Annotated in this window: 13 protein-coding genes and 1 pseudogene; 8 read left to right on the forward strand and 6 right to left on the reverse strand. The window is 70.4% G+C overall.

Annotation, left to right across the window (positions count from 1 at the left end; translation table 11 throughout):
* Positions 1-53: 53 nt before the first annotated feature.
* Positions 54-971 carry a LysR family transcriptional regulator gene (locus J7E96_RS08810; RefSeq protein WP_215129178.1) on the reverse strand — a complete coding sequence of 306 codons (918 nt, stop codon included), beginning with the start codon at positions 969-971 and terminating at the stop codon, positions 54-56.
* 128 nt (positions 972-1,099) lie between these two features.
* Between J7E96_RS08810 and J7E96_RS08815 the strand changes: the two genes are divergently transcribed.
* From J7E96_RS08815 to J7E96_RS37185, 8 genes and pseudogenes are all read left to right on the forward strand, one after another.
* The gene (locus J7E96_RS08815) at positions 1,100-2,107 is read left to right on the forward strand and encodes a fumarylacetoacetate hydrolase family protein (protein ID WP_215129180.1); all 1,008 of its coding nucleotides are present in this window, start codon (positions 1,100-1,102) and stop codon (positions 2,105-2,107) included.
* The gene (locus J7E96_RS08820) at positions 2,104-3,063 is read left to right on the forward strand and encodes a cyclase family protein (protein ID WP_215129182.1); all 960 of its coding nucleotides are present in this window, start codon (positions 2,104-2,106) and stop codon (positions 3,061-3,063) included. Before J7E96_RS08815 ends, J7E96_RS08820 begins: the two co-directional genes overlap by 4 nt.
* A gap of 23 nt (positions 3,064-3,086) precedes the next feature.
* Positions 3,087-4,235 carry an FAD-dependent oxidoreductase gene (locus J7E96_RS08825; RefSeq protein WP_215129184.1) on the forward strand — a complete coding sequence of 383 codons (1,149 nt, stop codon included), beginning with the start codon at positions 3,087-3,089 and terminating at the stop codon, positions 4,233-4,235.
* The gene (locus J7E96_RS08830; protein WP_215129186.1) at positions 4,232-5,248 is read left to right on the forward strand and encodes an amidohydrolase family protein; all 1,017 of its coding nucleotides are present in this window, start codon (positions 4,232-4,234) and stop codon (positions 5,246-5,248) included. The genes J7E96_RS08825 and J7E96_RS08830 overlap by 4 nt, the downstream gene beginning before the upstream one ends.
* 12 nt (positions 5,249-5,260) lie before the next feature.
* Positions 5,261-6,199: a VOC family protein gene (locus J7E96_RS08835; RefSeq protein WP_215129188.1), complete on the forward strand. Its 939-nt coding sequence runs from the start codon at positions 5,261-5,263 to the stop codon at positions 6,197-6,199.
* A gap of 82 nt (positions 6,200-6,281) precedes the next feature.
* A complete protein-coding gene (locus tag J7E96_RS08840) occupies positions 6,282-7,367 on the forward strand; it encodes an MBL fold metallo-hydrolase (RefSeq protein WP_215129190.1) in 1,086 nt (361 codons plus the stop codon).
* A gap of 43 nt (positions 7,368-7,410) precedes the next feature.
* A complete protein-coding gene (locus J7E96_RS08845; protein WP_215129192.1) occupies positions 7,411-8,382 on the forward strand; it encodes a fumarylacetoacetate hydrolase family protein in 972 nt (323 codons plus the stop codon).
* A gap of 22 nt (positions 8,383-8,404) precedes the next feature.
* Positions 8,405-8,581, forward strand: a pseudogene (locus J7E96_RS37185) (CoA transferase); the annotation flags it as partial.
* A 207-nt stretch (positions 8,582-8,788) separates the two neighbouring features.
* Here the strand turns inward: J7E96_RS37185 and xdhC are convergent.
* The 5 genes from xdhC to J7E96_RS08875 all read right to left on the reverse strand — a co-directional run bounded on the left by xdhC (position 8,789) and on the right by J7E96_RS08875 (position 15,825).
* Complete coding sequence (gene xdhC, locus J7E96_RS08855; protein ID WP_215129194.1) at positions 8,789-9,598, reverse strand: xanthine dehydrogenase accessory protein XdhC; 810 nt, start codon at positions 9,596-9,598, stop codon at positions 8,789-8,791.
* A 1-nt stretch (position 9,599) separates the two neighbouring features.
* A complete protein-coding gene (xdhB, locus tag J7E96_RS08860) occupies positions 9,600-12,044 on the reverse strand; it encodes a xanthine dehydrogenase molybdopterin binding subunit (RefSeq protein WP_215129196.1) in 2,445 nt (814 codons plus the stop codon).
* Positions 12,041-13,513, reverse strand: a complete 1,473-nt coding sequence (locus J7E96_RS08865) for a xanthine dehydrogenase small subunit (RefSeq protein ID WP_215129198.1) — start codon at positions 13,511-13,513, stop codon at positions 12,041-12,043. The genes xdhB and J7E96_RS08865 overlap by 4 nt, the downstream gene beginning before the upstream one ends.
* A gap of 498 nt (positions 13,514-14,011) precedes the next feature.
* The gene (locus tag J7E96_RS08870; protein WP_215129200.1) at positions 14,012-15,154 is read right to left on the reverse strand and encodes an acyl-CoA dehydrogenase family protein; all 1,143 of its coding nucleotides are present in this window, start codon (positions 15,152-15,154) and stop codon (positions 14,012-14,014) included.
* A gap of 50 nt (positions 15,155-15,204) precedes the next feature.
* Positions 15,205-15,825: a TetR/AcrR family transcriptional regulator gene (locus J7E96_RS08875; protein ID WP_251069559.1), complete on the reverse strand. Its 621-nt coding sequence runs from the start codon at positions 15,823-15,825 to the stop codon at positions 15,205-15,207.
* Positions 15,826-15,842: the final 17 nt, after the last annotated feature.

Here is a 15,842-nt window from a genome sequence, read left to right on the forward strand (position 1 = left end):
TCCAGGGCGGGAACACAGGATGCACGCGGGGCGTGCCCGTCACGGTGCGCGCCTCACACCCGTGGCGTGTCCGCCAGTCGCCTGCCGACCCGTGCGGCCGTTTCGCGCAGCCAGATGTGGGCCGCGTCGTGCGTGTGCACCGGGTGCCACCACAACGCCTCGCGCAGGGGTACGGCCTCGTACGGCGGCTCCAGCACGCGAACGGCGGCGAGCGGCGCGAAGAGCCGGGCGAGACGTGCCTGTACCAGGGCGATGCGCCGGGTGCCCGCCACCAGCAGCGGCAGCAGCTGGAAGCTGTCGACGGAGACCTCCACGCGCGGTTCGATGCCGAGCATGCCGAGCTGACGTACGGCCGGGGCGTCGTAGGTCCGCTGATAGGTGACCCACGGCAGCCGGGCCAGGTCCTGCCGGGTGAGCCGGTCGTCGACGCTCGGGTGGTCGTCCGCGACGACGAAGACCCAGCGGTCCTCGTAGAGCTCGGTGGCGGGGAAGTCACTGATCACGCCGTGCGGCATGAGCAGGCCGTCGGTGGCGCTCAGCAGGGCGGCGGTGTCGTCGACCACGGTGGGCGGTGTCTGCGTGAAGCGCAGGCGGATGCCGGGGGCCTCCTCATGCACGACGCGGGCCAGTTCGATGCCGAAGACGGCGACGGCGTAGTCGGACGCCACGAGCCTGAACTCGCGGCTCTCGTTGGCCGGGTCGAAGTCGGCCTGGCTGGCGAAGAGGCGCTCCAGCACGTCGTAGGCGGTGGAGGTGCGGTCGAGGAGGACCTGCCCGAGAGCGGTGAGCTCGTAGTGACCGCCGACCCGGGCGAGCAGATCATCGTCGAAGTGGCGGCGCAGGCGGGACAGGGCGGCGCTCATCGCGGGCTGGCTGAGCCCGACACGCTGCCCGGCGCGGGTGACGTTGCGTTCCTCCAGGAGCGCGCGCAGGGCGACGACGAGGTTGAGGTCGAGGCGGGCCAGGTTCACGGGACTTCCCCTTGCGGTACGGCGCCGAACAGGGACGTATAAACGCCATGGATGTCAGTCATCCACAGAATCGATTTCCCTGATCGTAGGTGGCGGGTCCAGATTAGTCACACCGCAATCAGGAGGACATGTTCGTGAAACCCGATTCCGAATCCGCGTCCGCGCTCTTCGCCGGTCCCTTCGCCCTTGGCACCCTCTCGGCCCCGGACGGGCCGGCCTTCCCCGCCCTCGTCACCCCCGATGCCCAGGTGCTCGATCTGGAAGTCGCCTTCGAGGAGGAGAGGTTGACGGTCCGAAACCTGCTGGACCGCTGGGAGACGGCTCTGCCACGGCTGCGGACGCTGGCCGGTGAGAGCGGCCTCGAACGGCAACCGCTGGCGGACTTCCGGGTGCACGCGCCCGTCGAGCCGCGCCAGGTGTTCCAGTCGGGGGCGAACTACCGGCAGCACGTGATCGACCTGCACGTCGCGCACCGGGCCCCGGACGACGACCGCTCCGAGGCGGAGCGGCGCGCCGAGGCGGCGGAGATCATGGACCGGCGGGCGGCCGAGGACCTGCCGTACGTGTTCATCGGCCTGCCGAGCGCGATCACGGGTCCGTACGACGACGTCGTGCTGCCCGCCCGGGCCGGGAAGCCGGACTGGGAGCTGGAGTTGACGGCCGTGATCGGCCGGCCCGCGCACCAGGTGAGCGTCGAGGAAGCTCTGCGGTACGTCGCCGGATACACCATCGCCAACGACCTCACGGACCGCGCCACCGTCTTCCGCCGGGACATGCCCCAGATCGGCACCGACTGGCTGCGCAGCAAGAATGCGCCCGGCTTCACCCCGCTCGGGCCCTGGATCGTACCCGCCGAGTCGATAGGCGACCCCGACGACCTGCGGCTGACACTGAAGCTGAACGGCGAGACCATGCAGGACGAGTCCACCAAGGACATGATCTTCAACGTGGCGCGCATGGTGGCGTACGCCTCGCAGTCGGCCCGTCTCCTGCCCGGCGACCTGGTGCTGACCGGCTCCCCGGCCGGCAACGGCATGCACTGGGGCCGGCTGCTGCGGGACGGCGACGTCATGGACGGTTCGATCACCGGGCTCGGCGCCCAGCGCACCCGCTGTGTGGCGGAGGCTGCCTCGTGATCGACCGTACGGATCCAGAGGGTGCGATAGCCAAGTCGGCCCGGGAGTGCTCGAACTGGGGGCGCTGGGGCGCCGACGACCGGCTGGGGACGCTCAACTTCCTGGACGAGGCCAAGCGCCGGGAGGGCGCCGCGCTGGTCCGGCGCGGTGTGAGCTTCTCGTTGTCGCAGCGGTTCGACATGAACGGCCCCCAGAAGGGCTGGCGGCGGCGGACCAACCCGGTCCACACCATGCTGGACACGGGCACCGACGCGGCCCTCGGCAACCAGGGGTTCCCGCACGGCATCGGCGGCGCCGACGACGTGATCGCCATGCCGTTGCAGTGCTCCACCCAGTGGGACGGCCTGGGCCACATCTTCGACCACGGCAAGGCGTGGAACGGCCGTCCCGCCGAGAAGGTCGTCACCTCCGAGGGCGACCTCGTGACGGGAATCGAGCACATGGCTCCGTACGTCGCCGGACGCGGCGTACTGCTCGACGTCGGCCGTGCCGTGGGTGAGGACGGCGAACTGCCCGACGGCTTCCCCATCACCGAGGAACACCTGGAGCGCACCGCCGCCGCCCACGGTGTGACGGTCGGCCGCGGCGACATCGTCGTCGTACGCACCGGACAGCTCACCCGGACCCGCCGGGAGGGCTGGGGGGACTACGCCGGCGGCCCGGCGCCCGGCCTTTCGTTCACCACGGCCGGCTGGCTGCACGGCGCGGAGGTCGCCGCGATCGCCACCGACACCTGGGGCTTCGAGGTGCGGCCCAACGAGTTCGAGAACGCCTTCCAGCCGCTGCACCAGGTTGCCATCCCCAACATCGGCCTGCTCATCGGCGAGATGTGGGACCTCGACGCGCTCGCCGAGGACTGCGCCGGCGACGGCGTGTACGCGTTCTGGCTCACCGCCGCGCCCCTGCCCATCACCGGCGCCGTCGGGTCCCCGGTCAATCCGATCGCCGTCAAGTAACCAGCGGAACAAGGGAGTTCCCCATGAGCACACCGAGCACACCGAGCACACCCCGTACGGCCCTTGTGATCGGCGGCGGCGCGGCCGGCAACGCCGTGACGGTCCTGCTGCGCCGCGCCGGCATCACCGTGGAACTGATCGAGGCCAAGGACGACTGGAACGCCACCGCCGGCTCCGGCATCACCCTCCAGGGCAACGCCCTGCGCGTACTGCGCGAGCTCGGTGTGTGGGACCGGGTCAAGGAATCCGGCTTCAGCTTCGGGTCGGTGGGCATCAAGGCCCCCGACGGCACCGTCCTGCACGAGCAGCGCGACATCCGCGCCGGCGGCGACGACCTGCCCGCCACCGTCGGCATGCAGCGCCCCCAGCTTCAGCGGATCCTCATCGACGCCGTCCGCGCCAGCGGTGCCACGGTGCGTCTGGGCACCAGAGCCGAGTTCCTGGAGCAGGACGCCGACGGCGTGAACGTGCGGTTCAGCGACAGCACCGAAGGCCGCTACGACCTGGTGATCGCCGCCGACGGTCTGGGCTCCGCCACCCGCGCGGCCATCGGCATCACGGCCAGACCCGAGCCCACCGGCATGGCCATCTGGCGCATCGCCGCCCCGCGCCCGGCCGGCGTGGTGCGCACCGACCTCGCGTACGGCGGCCCGGCCTACATCGCCGGGTACTGCCCCACCAGCGACACCACCCTGTACGCGTACGTCGTCGAGGCCGGCCGCGACCGCGCCTCCATCCCGCCGGAGTCGTACGCCGACGAGATGCGGCGCCTGGCCTCCGCGTACGGCGGGTTCTGGCCGGAGATCACCGCGCACATCACCGACCCGGCGAAGGTCAACTACACCTGGTTCGACCGGATGCTGGTCGAGGGCTCCTGGCACCGCGGCCGGGTGGTCCTCGTCGGCGACGCCGCCCACTGCTGCCCGCCCACCCTCGCCCAGGGCGCCGCCCTGTCGCTGGAGGACGCGTGGGTGCTCGCCCAGATGCTGTCCGGCGCCGAGCAGTGGGACGACGCGCTGTTCCAGGCGTACTACGAGCGGCGGATCGCGCGCGTCCGTCCGGTCGTGGAGGCGTCCGTGCAGATCGGGCGGTGGCAGCTCGACGGCGCCCGGAACGCCGACGTGCCCGGCCTGATGGCCCGCACCATGACGATGCTCCGGGAGCTGCCGTGACCGCCGCCGCTCCGTGGCCGACCGTCGACGTACACGCTCACGTCCTGCTGCCCGAGGTCGAGGCGCTGGTCGCGGACCTGCCGGGGCTCGCCGGGGCGAAGGTGCTGGACGCCCGCCGCAACGGCCCCGCCGCCCTCGCCGTCAGCGGCCCCATGGTGCGCGAACGCATCCCCCGGCTGACCGACACCGTCGTACGCCTGGCCGCGATGGACGCCCAGGGCGTGGACGTCCAGCTGGTCAGCCCCTCCCCCTCGCACTACCACTACTGGGCCGACGAGGAGACGGCCGAGAAGGTGTACCGGCTGGCCAACGAGGCGACGGCCACGCACTGTTCGGCCGCCCCCGACCGGCTGCGCGGACTCGGACTCGTACCGCTCCAGCATCCGGAGCACGTGGTGCGCGCACTCGACCACGCCCTGGCGCAGGGGCTGTCCGGAGTGGAGATCTCCAGCCACGCACCGGGGCGGGAACTCTCCGACCCGGCCTACGCGCCCTTCTGGGCGCGGGCCGAGGAGACGGGCGCGATCGTCTTCCTGCACCCGTTCGGGTGCACACTCGACGAGCGCCTCGACCAGTGGTACCTGTCCAACACCGTCGGCCAGCCCACCGAGAACGCCGTCGCCCTCTCGCACCTCATCTTCTCCGGCGTGCTGGACCGCCACCCCGGCCTGAAGCTGATCGCGGCACACGGCGGCGGCTACCTGCCCACCCACATCGGCCGCTCCGACCACGCGTGGTCGGCCCGCTCCGACGCGGGCGCCGCCTGCGCGCAGCCGCCGAGCAGCTATCTGAAGCGGTTGTACTTCGACTCCCTGGTCCACGATCCGCATGTCCTGCGGGAGTTGGTCCGGGCCGCCGGTCCCGACCGGGTGCTGCTGGGTTCGGACTTCCCCTTCGACATGGGCACCGAGGACCCGGTGGCCGCCCTGCGCGCCGCGCGTCTTCCCGAGCCCGAATTCGACGCCGTACGCGGCGCCAACGCTTCCGCCCTGCTCAACCTCGCCCTCGCCTGAGGAGGAACCGTCATGAGCACACGTCTGCTCACCCATCTGCGGCACGTCGACCTCGCCGTGCCCGACTACGACAAGCAGCTCGACTTCTACGCGGGCGTCTGGGGCCTGACCAAGGTCGCCGAGGACTCCGGCATCTCCTTCCTGGCCGCCGAGGGCAGCCCGGAGCAGTACGTCGTACGGCTGCGCCAGGCCGAGGAGAAGCGCCTCGACCTCGTCTCGTACGGCGCCGCGAACCCCACGGACGTCGACACCCTCGCCGAACGCCTGCTCGCCGGCGGCGGCCGGCTGATCTCGCAGCCGGGCAGTGTCGACACCCCCGGCGGTGGCTACGGCTTCCGCTTCTTCGACGTCGACGGCCGAACCATCGAGGTCTCCGCCGACGTCGAGGTGCGGCAGCACCGCAAGATCGAGGAGAAGGAGGCCATCCCGGTCAAGCTGTCGCACGTAGTGCTCAACTCCCCCGACCTGAACCGCACCCGTGAGTGGTACGAGCGCCACCTCGGCTTCGCGCTGTCCGACACGCTCAGTTCGCCGCACATGGGCGAGGTCATGCACTTCATGCGGATCAGCAACCAGCACCACTCCATGGCCATCGCCCAGGGCCCGCACACCGCCCTGCACCACGTCTCCTTCGAGATGCGCGGCATCGACGAGTACATGCGGGGCTCCGGCCGCGTGTTGCGCGCCGGGTTCCGCAAGGTCTGGGGCCCGGGACGGCACATGGCGGGCGACAACACCTTCACGTACTTCCTCGACCCGCACGGCAACACCGTCGAGTACACGACGGAGCTGGAGGAACTCGACGAGGACACCTGGCACCCGCACGTCTACGACTTCTCCCAGCCCGAGGTCACCGACCAGTGGGGCACCGCCAACCCCATGAACGAACTCATCGCCAAGGAATCCTTCAACGACGTCGACCGCGGCGTGTTCGTCGCCCCGCCCGTCTGATTCCCCCGCCCCAGGGGGTCCGCTCACCCGCCTCACGGCTCCGTACCGGCTCCGCATCAACGACGATCGAAGGAACCGTCTCGTGACCGGACCCACGCCCCGCCGCTCCCGTCGCCTCTCCCGTCGCAGCCTCCTGGCCGGCAGCGCGGCCGCGACCGCAACCGCGCTCTCTGCCGCCCCGCAGGCCGCCGCGGCGCCGCGCCCGAAGCAGGATCGCAACGAGGCAACGAAGGACCGTACCGTCGTGCATCTGCTGGGCACGGCGGGCGGCCCTCCGCCGTACGGAGAGCGGATGGGCATCGCGTCCGCCGTGACCGTCGGCGGCGACACCTACCTGGTGGACTGCGGCCGGGGCGCCGTGACCCAGTACCTGCGGGCGGGGCTGTCCATGCCGTCGCTCAAGGGGATCTTCCTGACCCACCTGCACGCCGACCACATCGTCGACTATTTCGATTTCCCGCTGCTGTGCGCGGGGGTCATGCCGCCCCAGCCCGGGCTCGGGGGAACCGTGCGGGTATGGGGGCCGGGGCCGAGCGACACCGTCGCCTCGGGCCCCGTCTCCCCCGAGCGTCCCGCGCCGGGCATCGCCGAGACCACCCGCCGGGCGAACGCCACCTTCGCCGCCTCCACCAACGCCTTCATCGCCGAGGGGTTCGGCGTCGATCCCGTGTCCATGCTCGACGTGACCGAGCTCTCGGCGCGGCCCGGTTCGGTGGTGACCGTCCTGGACACGCCCGCGCTGAAGGTGACGGCGACCAGAGTCCCGCACGGCAACATGTCGCCCTCGTACGCCTACCGGTTCGACACCGCGGACGGCTCCGTCGTCTTCTCCGGCGACACCAGCCGCAGCGACGACCTCATCGCCCTGGCCCGGGACTGCGACCTCCTGGTCCACGAGGCCGCCGACACCGCGTGGTTCGAGCAGCAGGGACTGCCCGCCCGCCTCGTCGAGCACATGCGCGAGGTGCACACCGACATCAGCGAGGTGGGCGCGATAGCGACCGCGGCGGGTGCGCGCCATGTGGTCGTCAGCCACCTGGCTCCGGCCGACCCGACCCAGTTCCCGCAGCGCGAGTGGGCCTCGGCCGCCCACGCGTCCGCGCGGGCGGCGGGCTACCGCGGGCGCGTCACCGTGGGCCACGACCTCATGCGCATCCCCCTTCACTGACCTCCCCCCTCCCCTCTCCCCCTCCCCCCAACAGGAGTCCACCATGCGTTTCGCCGCCTACGAGCACCGGCACCGCCACCGAGTGGCCGTCGTGGAAGAGGACGGCACCCTCTTCCCCCTGCCTGGCGTCACCTCACTCACCGCTCTGCTCACGGAAGCCGAGGGCCTGCCGGGACTGCTCGACGCCGGAGCGGCGGCGCTCGACGTGCCGCCCGGCCCCCATGTCTCACAGGTACGGCTGCTTCCTCCCCTCCGGCCTTCCTCCATAAGGGACTTCGTCACCTTCGAGGAGCACGTCGAGGGCGTACGACGGGCCGTGGAGGGCACCGGCGGTGTCCCCGAACAGTGGTACGCGGCCCCGACCTTCTACTTCACCAACCCGCACGCCGTCTTCGGCCCGCACGACGACATTCCCGTGCCGCCCGGCTCCACCGCCCTGGACTTCGAGCTGGAGGTCGGTGCGGTGATCGGCCGCGAGGGCCGCGACCTCACCCCCGAGCAGGCCCGCGAGCACATCGTCGGCTACACCGTCTTCAACGACTGGTCCGCGCGCGACCTGCAATCGGCGGAGATGAAGGTCGGCCTGGGCCCCTGCAAGGGCAAGGACACCGCCACAACGCTCGGCCCGTACCTCGTCACCGCCGACGAGCTGGAGCCGTACCGGGACGCCGACGGCTTCCTGCGCCTCGCCCTGAACGCCGAGGTCAACGGTGAGACGGTCGGCAAGGACCTGCTGTCCAACATGAGCTGGACCTTCGAGGAGATGACCGCCTACGCCTCCCGCGGCACCCGCGTCGTGCCGGGCGACGTCCTCGGCTCCGGCACCTGCGGCAACGGCGGCTGCCTCGCCGAACTGTGGGGCCTGCGCGGCGAGCGGACACCGCCGCCGCTGAAACCGGGCGACACCGTCACCCTGACCGTCGAGGGCATCGGCACCGTCTCCAACACCGTCGTCCCGGGTGCCGAGCCCGTGTCCCTGCCGGCCGGCCGGCGCCGCAGCCGGGAGCGGCCGTGACCGGCCAACTCGCGTACGCACAGGGCGCTGGCGGCTGGAGGTCGTCTCCAACAACTGCGGCGTGGACGGCCGGGGCCTGGGCGTCCTGCCGGCCTCGGGCCGCATCGTCCGGGTGACCGGGTCGTACGTCGGCGAGAACAAGGAGTTCGCCCGCCAGTACCTGTCGGGCGAACTGGAGGTGGAACTCGTTACATCGGGGGCCGGGATCTCATTCCGGCTACTGGGGCGGTCCGTGGGACCGGCTCCAGTACGCCAGCGCCCTCCTTGACACCGGCGCACCGCGCAGCCGCAGCCGCACTCCTACGACCACGACAAGTACCGGCGCCTACGTAGTCGTGCCGAAAGGGTGCCCCGCATGTGTGCGTTCGCACGAGCGCGGGGCACCCCTGTCGATCCGGTGGGAGAGTCAGTTCCCCTCGGTTTCGAAGGTGCGCAGCAAATCGGCAGCGACGCTCACGGCGATTGTCGCGGGTTCCTTGCCGGTGATGTCGGCCAGCCCGATCGGGGTCTTGATCCGATCGATGGTGGGCTCGTCGTGACCGCCCTCGGTGGCGAGGCGTTTGCGGAACCGTACCCACTTGGCCGCCGACCCGATCAGCCCGATGGAGCCGAGATGGGTGGTGCGCAAGGCGGCGTCGCACAGAGCGGCGTCCTCGGCGTGATCGTGGGTCATGATCAGGATGTGGGTGCCGCGCGGCAACTCCGCCAGCACCTCCTCGGGCAGCAGCGGCGTGTGATGCACGTGCACTTGCGCCACCGCGTCCGCCAGCACGTCGAGCCGCTCCTTGGTGAGCATGTCGGCGCGGTTGTCGATCAGATGGAGGTCGAGGTCCTGACGGGCCAGGATGCGTGCCAGTTCCAGCCCGACGTGCCCGACGCCGAAGATCGCCACCGCCCGTACCACCGGCAGCGGTTCGAGCAGCACCGAGACCGTGCCGCCGCAGCACTGCACGCCATGCTGGTTGGTCACTTTGTCGTTCAGGGCGAAATCGATCAGCTCCGGCTCCGGCTTGGACGCGGCGATCATCTCCCGGGCACGATCGATCGAGACGGCCTCGACGTTGCCGCCACCGATCGAGCCCCACGTCTCGGTCTGCCCCACGACGAGCTTCGCACCGGCGTCGCGCGGGGCATGGCCGCGCACGGTCGCGACGGTCACCAGCACGCCGGACTCCCGGCGTGCCCGCAACCGTGCGACCGCGGCGACCCACGTCATGTCAGGCACCGCTCAGCGCTTCGGCGTCGGTACGGATCGTGCCGTCGGCGAGCCCGTTTCCGGCGTGGCCGTCGGTGGCCAACCCGTCGCCGGCGCCACCGCCCCGGCAGGCATCGCCCTGGCGAGCCGCCTGGACCGCCCAGTACACCGCTTCCGGCGTCGCGGGCGAGGCCAGCTCGACGCCGACACCGCTCGGCCCGAACGCGGCGGCGGCCTGCCGCAACGCTTCTCGCACCGAGAACGCCAGCATCAGCGGAGGCTCACCCACCGCCTTGGACCCGTACACCGCTCCCTCTTCGGTGGCGTTCTCGAGCAGCGTGACGTTGAACTCCTCGGGCATCTCCGAGAAGCTCGGCAGCTTGTAGGTGCTCGCCGCCTGGGTCAGCAGCCGGCCGCGGTTCGGGCCCTCGCTGGTGTCCCAGCGCAGGTCCTCGAGTGTCAGCCAGCCCGCGCCCTGCACGAAACCGCCCTCCACCTGGCCGATGTCGATCATCGGGGACAGGCTGTCGCCGACATCGTGCACGATGTCCACACGCCGGATGCGGTACGCACCGGTGAAGCCGTCCACCTCCACCTCGGTCGCCGCGGCGCCGTGGGCGAAGTACTTGAACGGCGTGCCCCGGAACGCCTTCGCGTCCCAGTGCAGCCCCTCGGTCCGGTAGAAACCGGATGCCGACAGCTGGACTCGCTGGAAGTACGCGGTGCGCACCAGGTCGTCCCAGGCCAGCTCCTTGTCGCTGCCCAGGGAGCGCGCGACGCCCTCGACGATGCGCACGTCCGAGGCGTTCGAACCCAGCTGGGAGGCGGCCACCTGCAGCAGCCGCTCGCGCAGCTGCTCACAGGCGTTCTTGATGGCCCCACCGTTGAGGTCCGCCCCGGCGCTGGCGGCGGTGGCGGAAGTGTTGGGCACCTTGTCGGTACGCGTCGGGGCGAGGCGGACCTTGTGCAGCGGGATGCCCAGCGTGGTCGCAGCCACCTGCATCATCTTGGTGTGCAGGCCCTGACCCATCTCGGTGCCGCCGTGGTTGATCAGGACGGAGCCGTCCTTGTAGATCAGCACCAGCGCGCCGCCCTGGTTGAAGGCGGTGAGGTTGAACGAGATGCCGAACTTGATGCCGGTGATCGCGAGGGCCCGCTTGGTGTGCGGGTGCGCGGCGTTGAAGGCGGCGATCTCGCGCTTGCGGTCGGCGATGCCGCCGTTCTCCTTGACCTTCTGCCAGACGGCGGAGATCCGCTCGGCCTGGGTGACCGGCTGTCCGTACGGCGTCGTCTGACCCTGACCCGGCTGGTAGAAGTTGCGCTCCCGCAGCTCCATGGGATCCAGGCCGAGCTGCGGCGCGCAGCGGCCCAGGATGTCCTCGATCACCAGCATGCCCTGCGGTCCGCCGAAGCCGCGGAAGGCGGTGTTGGAGACCGTGTTGGTCCTGGCGATGCGACCGGCGACGCGCGCGTTGGGGATCCAGTAGGTGTTGTCGATGTGGCACAGCGCGCGGGCGAGGACCGGCTCGGACAGGTCCAGGCTCCAACCGCCGTCCGCGACCAGGGTGGCGTCGAGGGCCTGGATGCGGCCGTCGACGTCGAAGCCGATCTTCCACTTGGCGTGGAACCCGTGCCGCTTACCGGACATGGTCAGGTCCTGGGTCCGGTTGAGCCGGAACCGGACCGGCCGACCGGTCAGCTTGGCGCCGAGCGCGGCGACGGCCGCGAACCCGTGCGGCTGCATCTCCTTGCCGCCGAAGCCGCCGCCCATCCGCAGGCACTGCACGGTCACCTCGTGGGCGGGCACACCGAGCACGTGAGAGACGATCTCCTGCGTCTCCGAGGGGTGCTGGGTGCTGCTCTGGATGAACAGCTGCTCGTTCTCGTCGACCAGGGCCAGCGCCGCGTGCGTCTCGAGGTAGAAGTGCTCCTGACCGGCGAACTGGAACTCGCCGGTGATCACATGCGCGGAGTCGGCGAAGCCCGCCTCGATGTCGCCGTGGACCATCAGCGGCTGGGCGCCGTGATAGCTGCCCGCCGCGATCGCGTCCTGCAGCGTGATGATGGAGGGCAGCTCCTCGAGTTCCACCTCGACGGCCGCCGCACCGAGCCGGGCCGCCTCCAGGGTCTCGCCGAGCACCCAGGCGACCGCGTGGCCGTGGAACATGACCTCGTCGGGGAACAACGGTTCGTCGTGCTTCATACCGGCGTCGTTGACGCCGGGCACGTCGGCACCGGTCAGCACGCGGACCACACCGGGCACGGCGAGCGCGGGCTCGGTGCGCAGTGCGGTGATCCTGCCGCGGGCCTTCATGACCTGGACCGGGTACGCGTGCAGCACGTCCTTGGTGCGCTGGACCAGGTCGTCGGTGTAGAGCGCGGTGCCGGTGACGTGCTGGAAGGCACTCTCGTGCGGCATCGAGACGCCGACGACGGGCTTTTCGGGACGCTCTGACAGATGACTCATGACGACACCGCCTCGGGGGTCTGTGCGTGCAGCTTCAGCAGGCTCTGGCCGAGCATCGCGGAACGGTAGAGGGAGCTGGCGCGATGATCGTCCATCGGCGTGCCCTCACCCCGCAGCACCCGGGCCGCGGCCTCGACGGTCTCCGCCGCCCACGGTTTGCCCTCCAGTGCCAGCTCGGTGGCGAGAGCGCGTATCGGAGTGGCGGCAACGCCGCCCAGGCCGATGCGTGCCTTGCGGACGATCCCGTCCTCGATGTCGAGCGCGAAGGCGACCGCCACGCTGGAGATGTCGTCGAAGCGCCGCTTGGCGATCTTGTGGAAGGCCACGACCGGCGACAGCGGCAGCGGGATGCGCACCGAGCGGATCAGCTCGCCGGGACGGCGCACGCTCTCCCGGTAACCGGTGAAGTACTCCGCCAGCGGGACCTCGCGCTCACCGTCGGCGTCGGCGAGCACCAGCGACGCCTCAAGGGCGAGCAGCACCGGCGGGCTGTCACCGATGGGCGAGCCGGTACCCAGGTTGCCGCCGAGGGTCGCCCCGTTGCGGATGAGCCGGGAGGCGAACTGCGGGAACAGCTCGGCAAGGAGCGGGACGTCGCCGTCGAGACGGCGTTCGATCTCGGTGAGCGTCAGCGCCGCACCGACCTCGATGAAGCCGGACTCGACGCGCAGCTCCCGCAGTTCGGGAAGCCGGTCGATGGCAACCACGCAATCCGCCCGGCGGGAGCGGATGTTCACCTCGACGCCATAGTCGGTGGAGCCGGCAACGACCACCGCGTCGGGCCGCTCGCGCAGCAACTGCAGCGTTTCGGCAAGGGTGCTCTTCCGCAGGAACGAGCTGTCGTCCTGGGTGTATTCGGTGGAAGCCGGTGCGGGCGGGGACTGCTCGCGACGCTGCGCCAGCGGGTCCTCATCGGTGGGCGTACCGACGGCGAACGCGGCATCGCGAATCGGGCGATAACCGGTGCAGCGGCACAGGTTTCCGCTCAGCGCGTGCAGATCGAAACCGTTCGGACCGTGCTCGGCGTCGGCGCTGTCGGCGCTGTCGGCCGCGTCCGCCTGCGCGCAGCGGCCGGGTCGGTAGTACTCGGCAGCCATGCTGCAGATGAACCCCGGCGTGCAGTAACCGCATTGGGAGCCGCCGCGGACAGCCATCTCCTCCTGCACCGGGTGCAGGGTGGGCGGCCTGCCGGGTTCGCCGGCGGTGGCGAGACCTTCGGACGTAATGATCTCCTGACCGTCGAGCGACGCGACCGGGACCAGGCAGGCGTTGACCGCCACCCAGTCGGTGGGCTTGTTCACCCCGGGACGGGCCACCAGTGCCGAACAGGCGCCGCATTCACCCTCGGCGCAGCCCTCCTTGGTACCGGTGAGGCCACGCTCGCGCAGAAAATCCAGCACTGTGGTGTGGGGCGCAGCCGGTGAAATCGGTGCTTCTTTCCCGTTGACCGTGATCCGCGCCGCTACCACGACAGGCCTTCGTTTCGGTGCGCGACGGGTCGATTCATCATGTTCGCCAATTTCAGGCAGCTTTCTGTGTTCAGACGCGCCACGTCAGAGGAGCGGACGCAAAATGGCACGCGACAGCGACGTGCGGGGAAGTGGAGACGGGAAACCCGGAATGTGCCACGGAAGGGCACATCAGAACGGCGTGCTCAGCAGCCGTGCGCGATCCGACCCGGAACCCAGACCGTGCACTGGGCGAGGCGACCAAGATCAGAGCTGGTGTACATCCGCTGGTCGCCTCCTTCCGGGAGTCATGGGTCGGCGTCTAGCGAAAAGTAGTGGCTGGGGTCACCGAGGTCAAGAGGCTGACCTCGGTGTCTCGAGAACTGATCGGATTCGAGGCTGCGGCGCCACCGTTGGGTGGCCGGGTGGATCCATAGGAACTCCCGGGATCCACGCCGTACGCATCCGGTGCGGGCCGCCCGCCTGTCGAGCCGCGCAAGCCAGGTGCATCGCGCCCGCTTACAGCCCGTACGTCTTGCCGATGATGTCGCGCTGGATCTCGCTCGTCCCGCCGTACACCGTGGAGACTACGGTCGAGCGCAGCAGGGCCTCCATGCCGTACTCCGTGGCGTACCCGTAGCCGCCCATCATCTGCATCCCCTCCAGCGCCACGTGCTTGGCGAGCTCGGTGCACTTGAGCTTGGCCATGGACGCCTCGCGGGCGAAGACGCGCCCGGGCTCGGCGTCGATCGCGGCCGCGACGTCGTCCACCAGGAGCCTGGCGCACTCAAGTTCGGTGGCCATGTCCGCGATCCGGTGCTTGAGCGCCTGGAACGAGCCGACCGGCCGGCCGAACTGCTCGCGTTGCCGCACGTACGCGACGGTGTCGTCGAAGGCGCGCCGTGCGGTGCCCAGCATCAGCGCGGCGAGGATCATCCGCTCCAGGTTCAGCCCGGCCATCAGCTGTGGCCAGGCCCGGCCCGGCGTGCCGACGACCGCCGAGTCCGGGACGAAGCAGTCGGTGAAGTACAGGTCGTTGACCTCCCGCCCGCCCATCGTGTCGATGCCCCGGATCCGCAGGCCCGCGGCGTCGGCGGGCACCATGAACTGGGTGAGCCCCTGGTGCTTGGACTCCCCCTGCGACGTACGGGCGATGAGAAGGATGTGGTCGGCGAAGTGCGCGTTGGAACACCAGGTCTTCTGACCGTTGATCAGGTAGCCGCCGTCGGTGCGTTCCGCGCGGCAGGTCAGCGCGCCCACATCCGATCCGGCGCCCGGCTCGGACATCGAGATGGCCTCGACCCGGCCCTTGGCGACGCCTTCGAGTACGACGCGCTTCTGGCTTTCGGTGCCGAACTTCTCGTAGGCCGCCGCGGCGATGACCGTCGTCCCGAAGCCACTGATCGGTGCGAGCCCGTAGGCGGTCTCCTCCAGGAAGAGGCACAGGTCCGTCATGCCCCGGCCCGCGCCGCCGTACTGCTCAGGGACGACGATGTCGAGCCAGCCCAGGCCGGCCATCTTCTCGTACAGCTTCTGATTGTGCGGTTCCTGGCCGCCCGCGGTCAGCTTGTCCCGCTGTTCCTTTGTGCCGCACTCGCGGCGGCAGAAGGTTCCTATCGCCTTGACCAGGTCGCGGCGCTCGTCCGTCAGCACTCGGGGCATGGCGTGCGTTCCTCCGTGAAGTGGTGCGAAGCGGTGTGAGTCGTGCTGTGCTAGTCGTCCCGTACGGCGGGGAAGACGGTGTGGAGCAGCTGGAGCACGGTGCGGGTGAGGATCACGTGCAGGTCGCTGCGACTGAGCGTGCCGCGTACCAGCCATTCGCGGGAGGCGGCCTTGAGCATGGCGCTGTGGGCGCGGATCACCGCCCGGAGCTTGGTCCGCCCCTCGGTGACGTCGGTCATCATCGCGGCCTCAAGAATGCGGTCGGTCGCGATCTCGTCCGCCTCGAGCATGATCCGGTCGATGTCCGGGTCGTTGCCGAGGGCTTCCAGGCCGATCGCGGACAGCCACATCTCCCGGTTCCGCTCGACGACTTCGAGCCATCGGTCGACGCAGATGGACAGGCGCTCCTCGGCGGTCGTCGGGGGCAGCCGCTGGGATACGGAGGCTGGTACGACCATCATTTGCCGCACCACCTCCAGGTAGAGCTCGCGCTTGCCGCCGAAGTAGTGGTTGATCAGCGCGCGGGCCACGCCGGCCTCGGCGGCGATGTCCGAGACCGACACCGTGGTGTAGCCGTTCCCCCCGAAGAGCCTGCGTGCGACGGTGAGGATCTCGGCGCGTCTCGCGTCCGGCGCCATCCTGCGTCGCTGCGTCTGGCGCTGACCTGTCATACCGTCGGCCCTTCTCG

Origin of the sequence: Streptomyces sp. ISL-96, from assembly GCF_018614035.1 — a bacterium.
In the GTDB taxonomy this organism is placed as follows: Bacteria; Actinomycetota; Actinomycetes; order Streptomycetales; family Streptomycetaceae; genus Streptomyces.

What these genes read in the sequence shown, in the direction of transcription:
- J7E96_RS08815 (WP_215129180.1), top strand. Translation starts at nt 1,100, where the DNA reads ATGTTCGTGAAACCCGATTCCGAATCCGCGTCCGCGCTCTTCGCCGGT.
- J7E96_RS08825 (WP_215129184.1), top strand. Translation starts at nt 3,087, where the DNA reads ATGAGCACACCGAGCACACCGAGCACACCCCGTACGGCCCTTGTGATC.
- J7E96_RS08835 (WP_215129188.1), top strand. Translation starts at nt 5,261, where the DNA reads ATGAGCACACGTCTGCTCACCCATCTGCGGCACGTCGACCTCGCCGTG.
- J7E96_RS08845 (WP_215129192.1), top strand. Translation starts at nt 7,411, where the DNA reads ATGCGTTTCGCCGCCTACGAGCACCGGCACCGCCACCGAGTGGCCGTC.
- xdhC (WP_215129194.1), bottom strand. Translation starts at nt 9,598, where the DNA reads ATGACGTGGGTCGCCGCGGTCGCACGGTTGCGGGCACGCCGGGAGTCC.
- xdhB (WP_215129196.1), bottom strand. Translation starts at nt 12,044, where the DNA reads ATGAGTCATCTGTCAGAGCGTCCCGAAAAGCCCGTCGTCGGCGTCTCG.
- J7E96_RS08870 (WP_215129200.1), bottom strand. Translation starts at nt 15,154, where the DNA reads ATGCCCCGAGTGCTGACGGACGAGCGCCGCGACCTGGTCAAGGCGATA.
- J7E96_RS08875 (WP_251069559.1), bottom strand. Translation starts at nt 15,825, where the DNA reads ATGACAGGTCAGCGCCAGACGCAGCGACGCAGGATGGCGCCGGACGCG.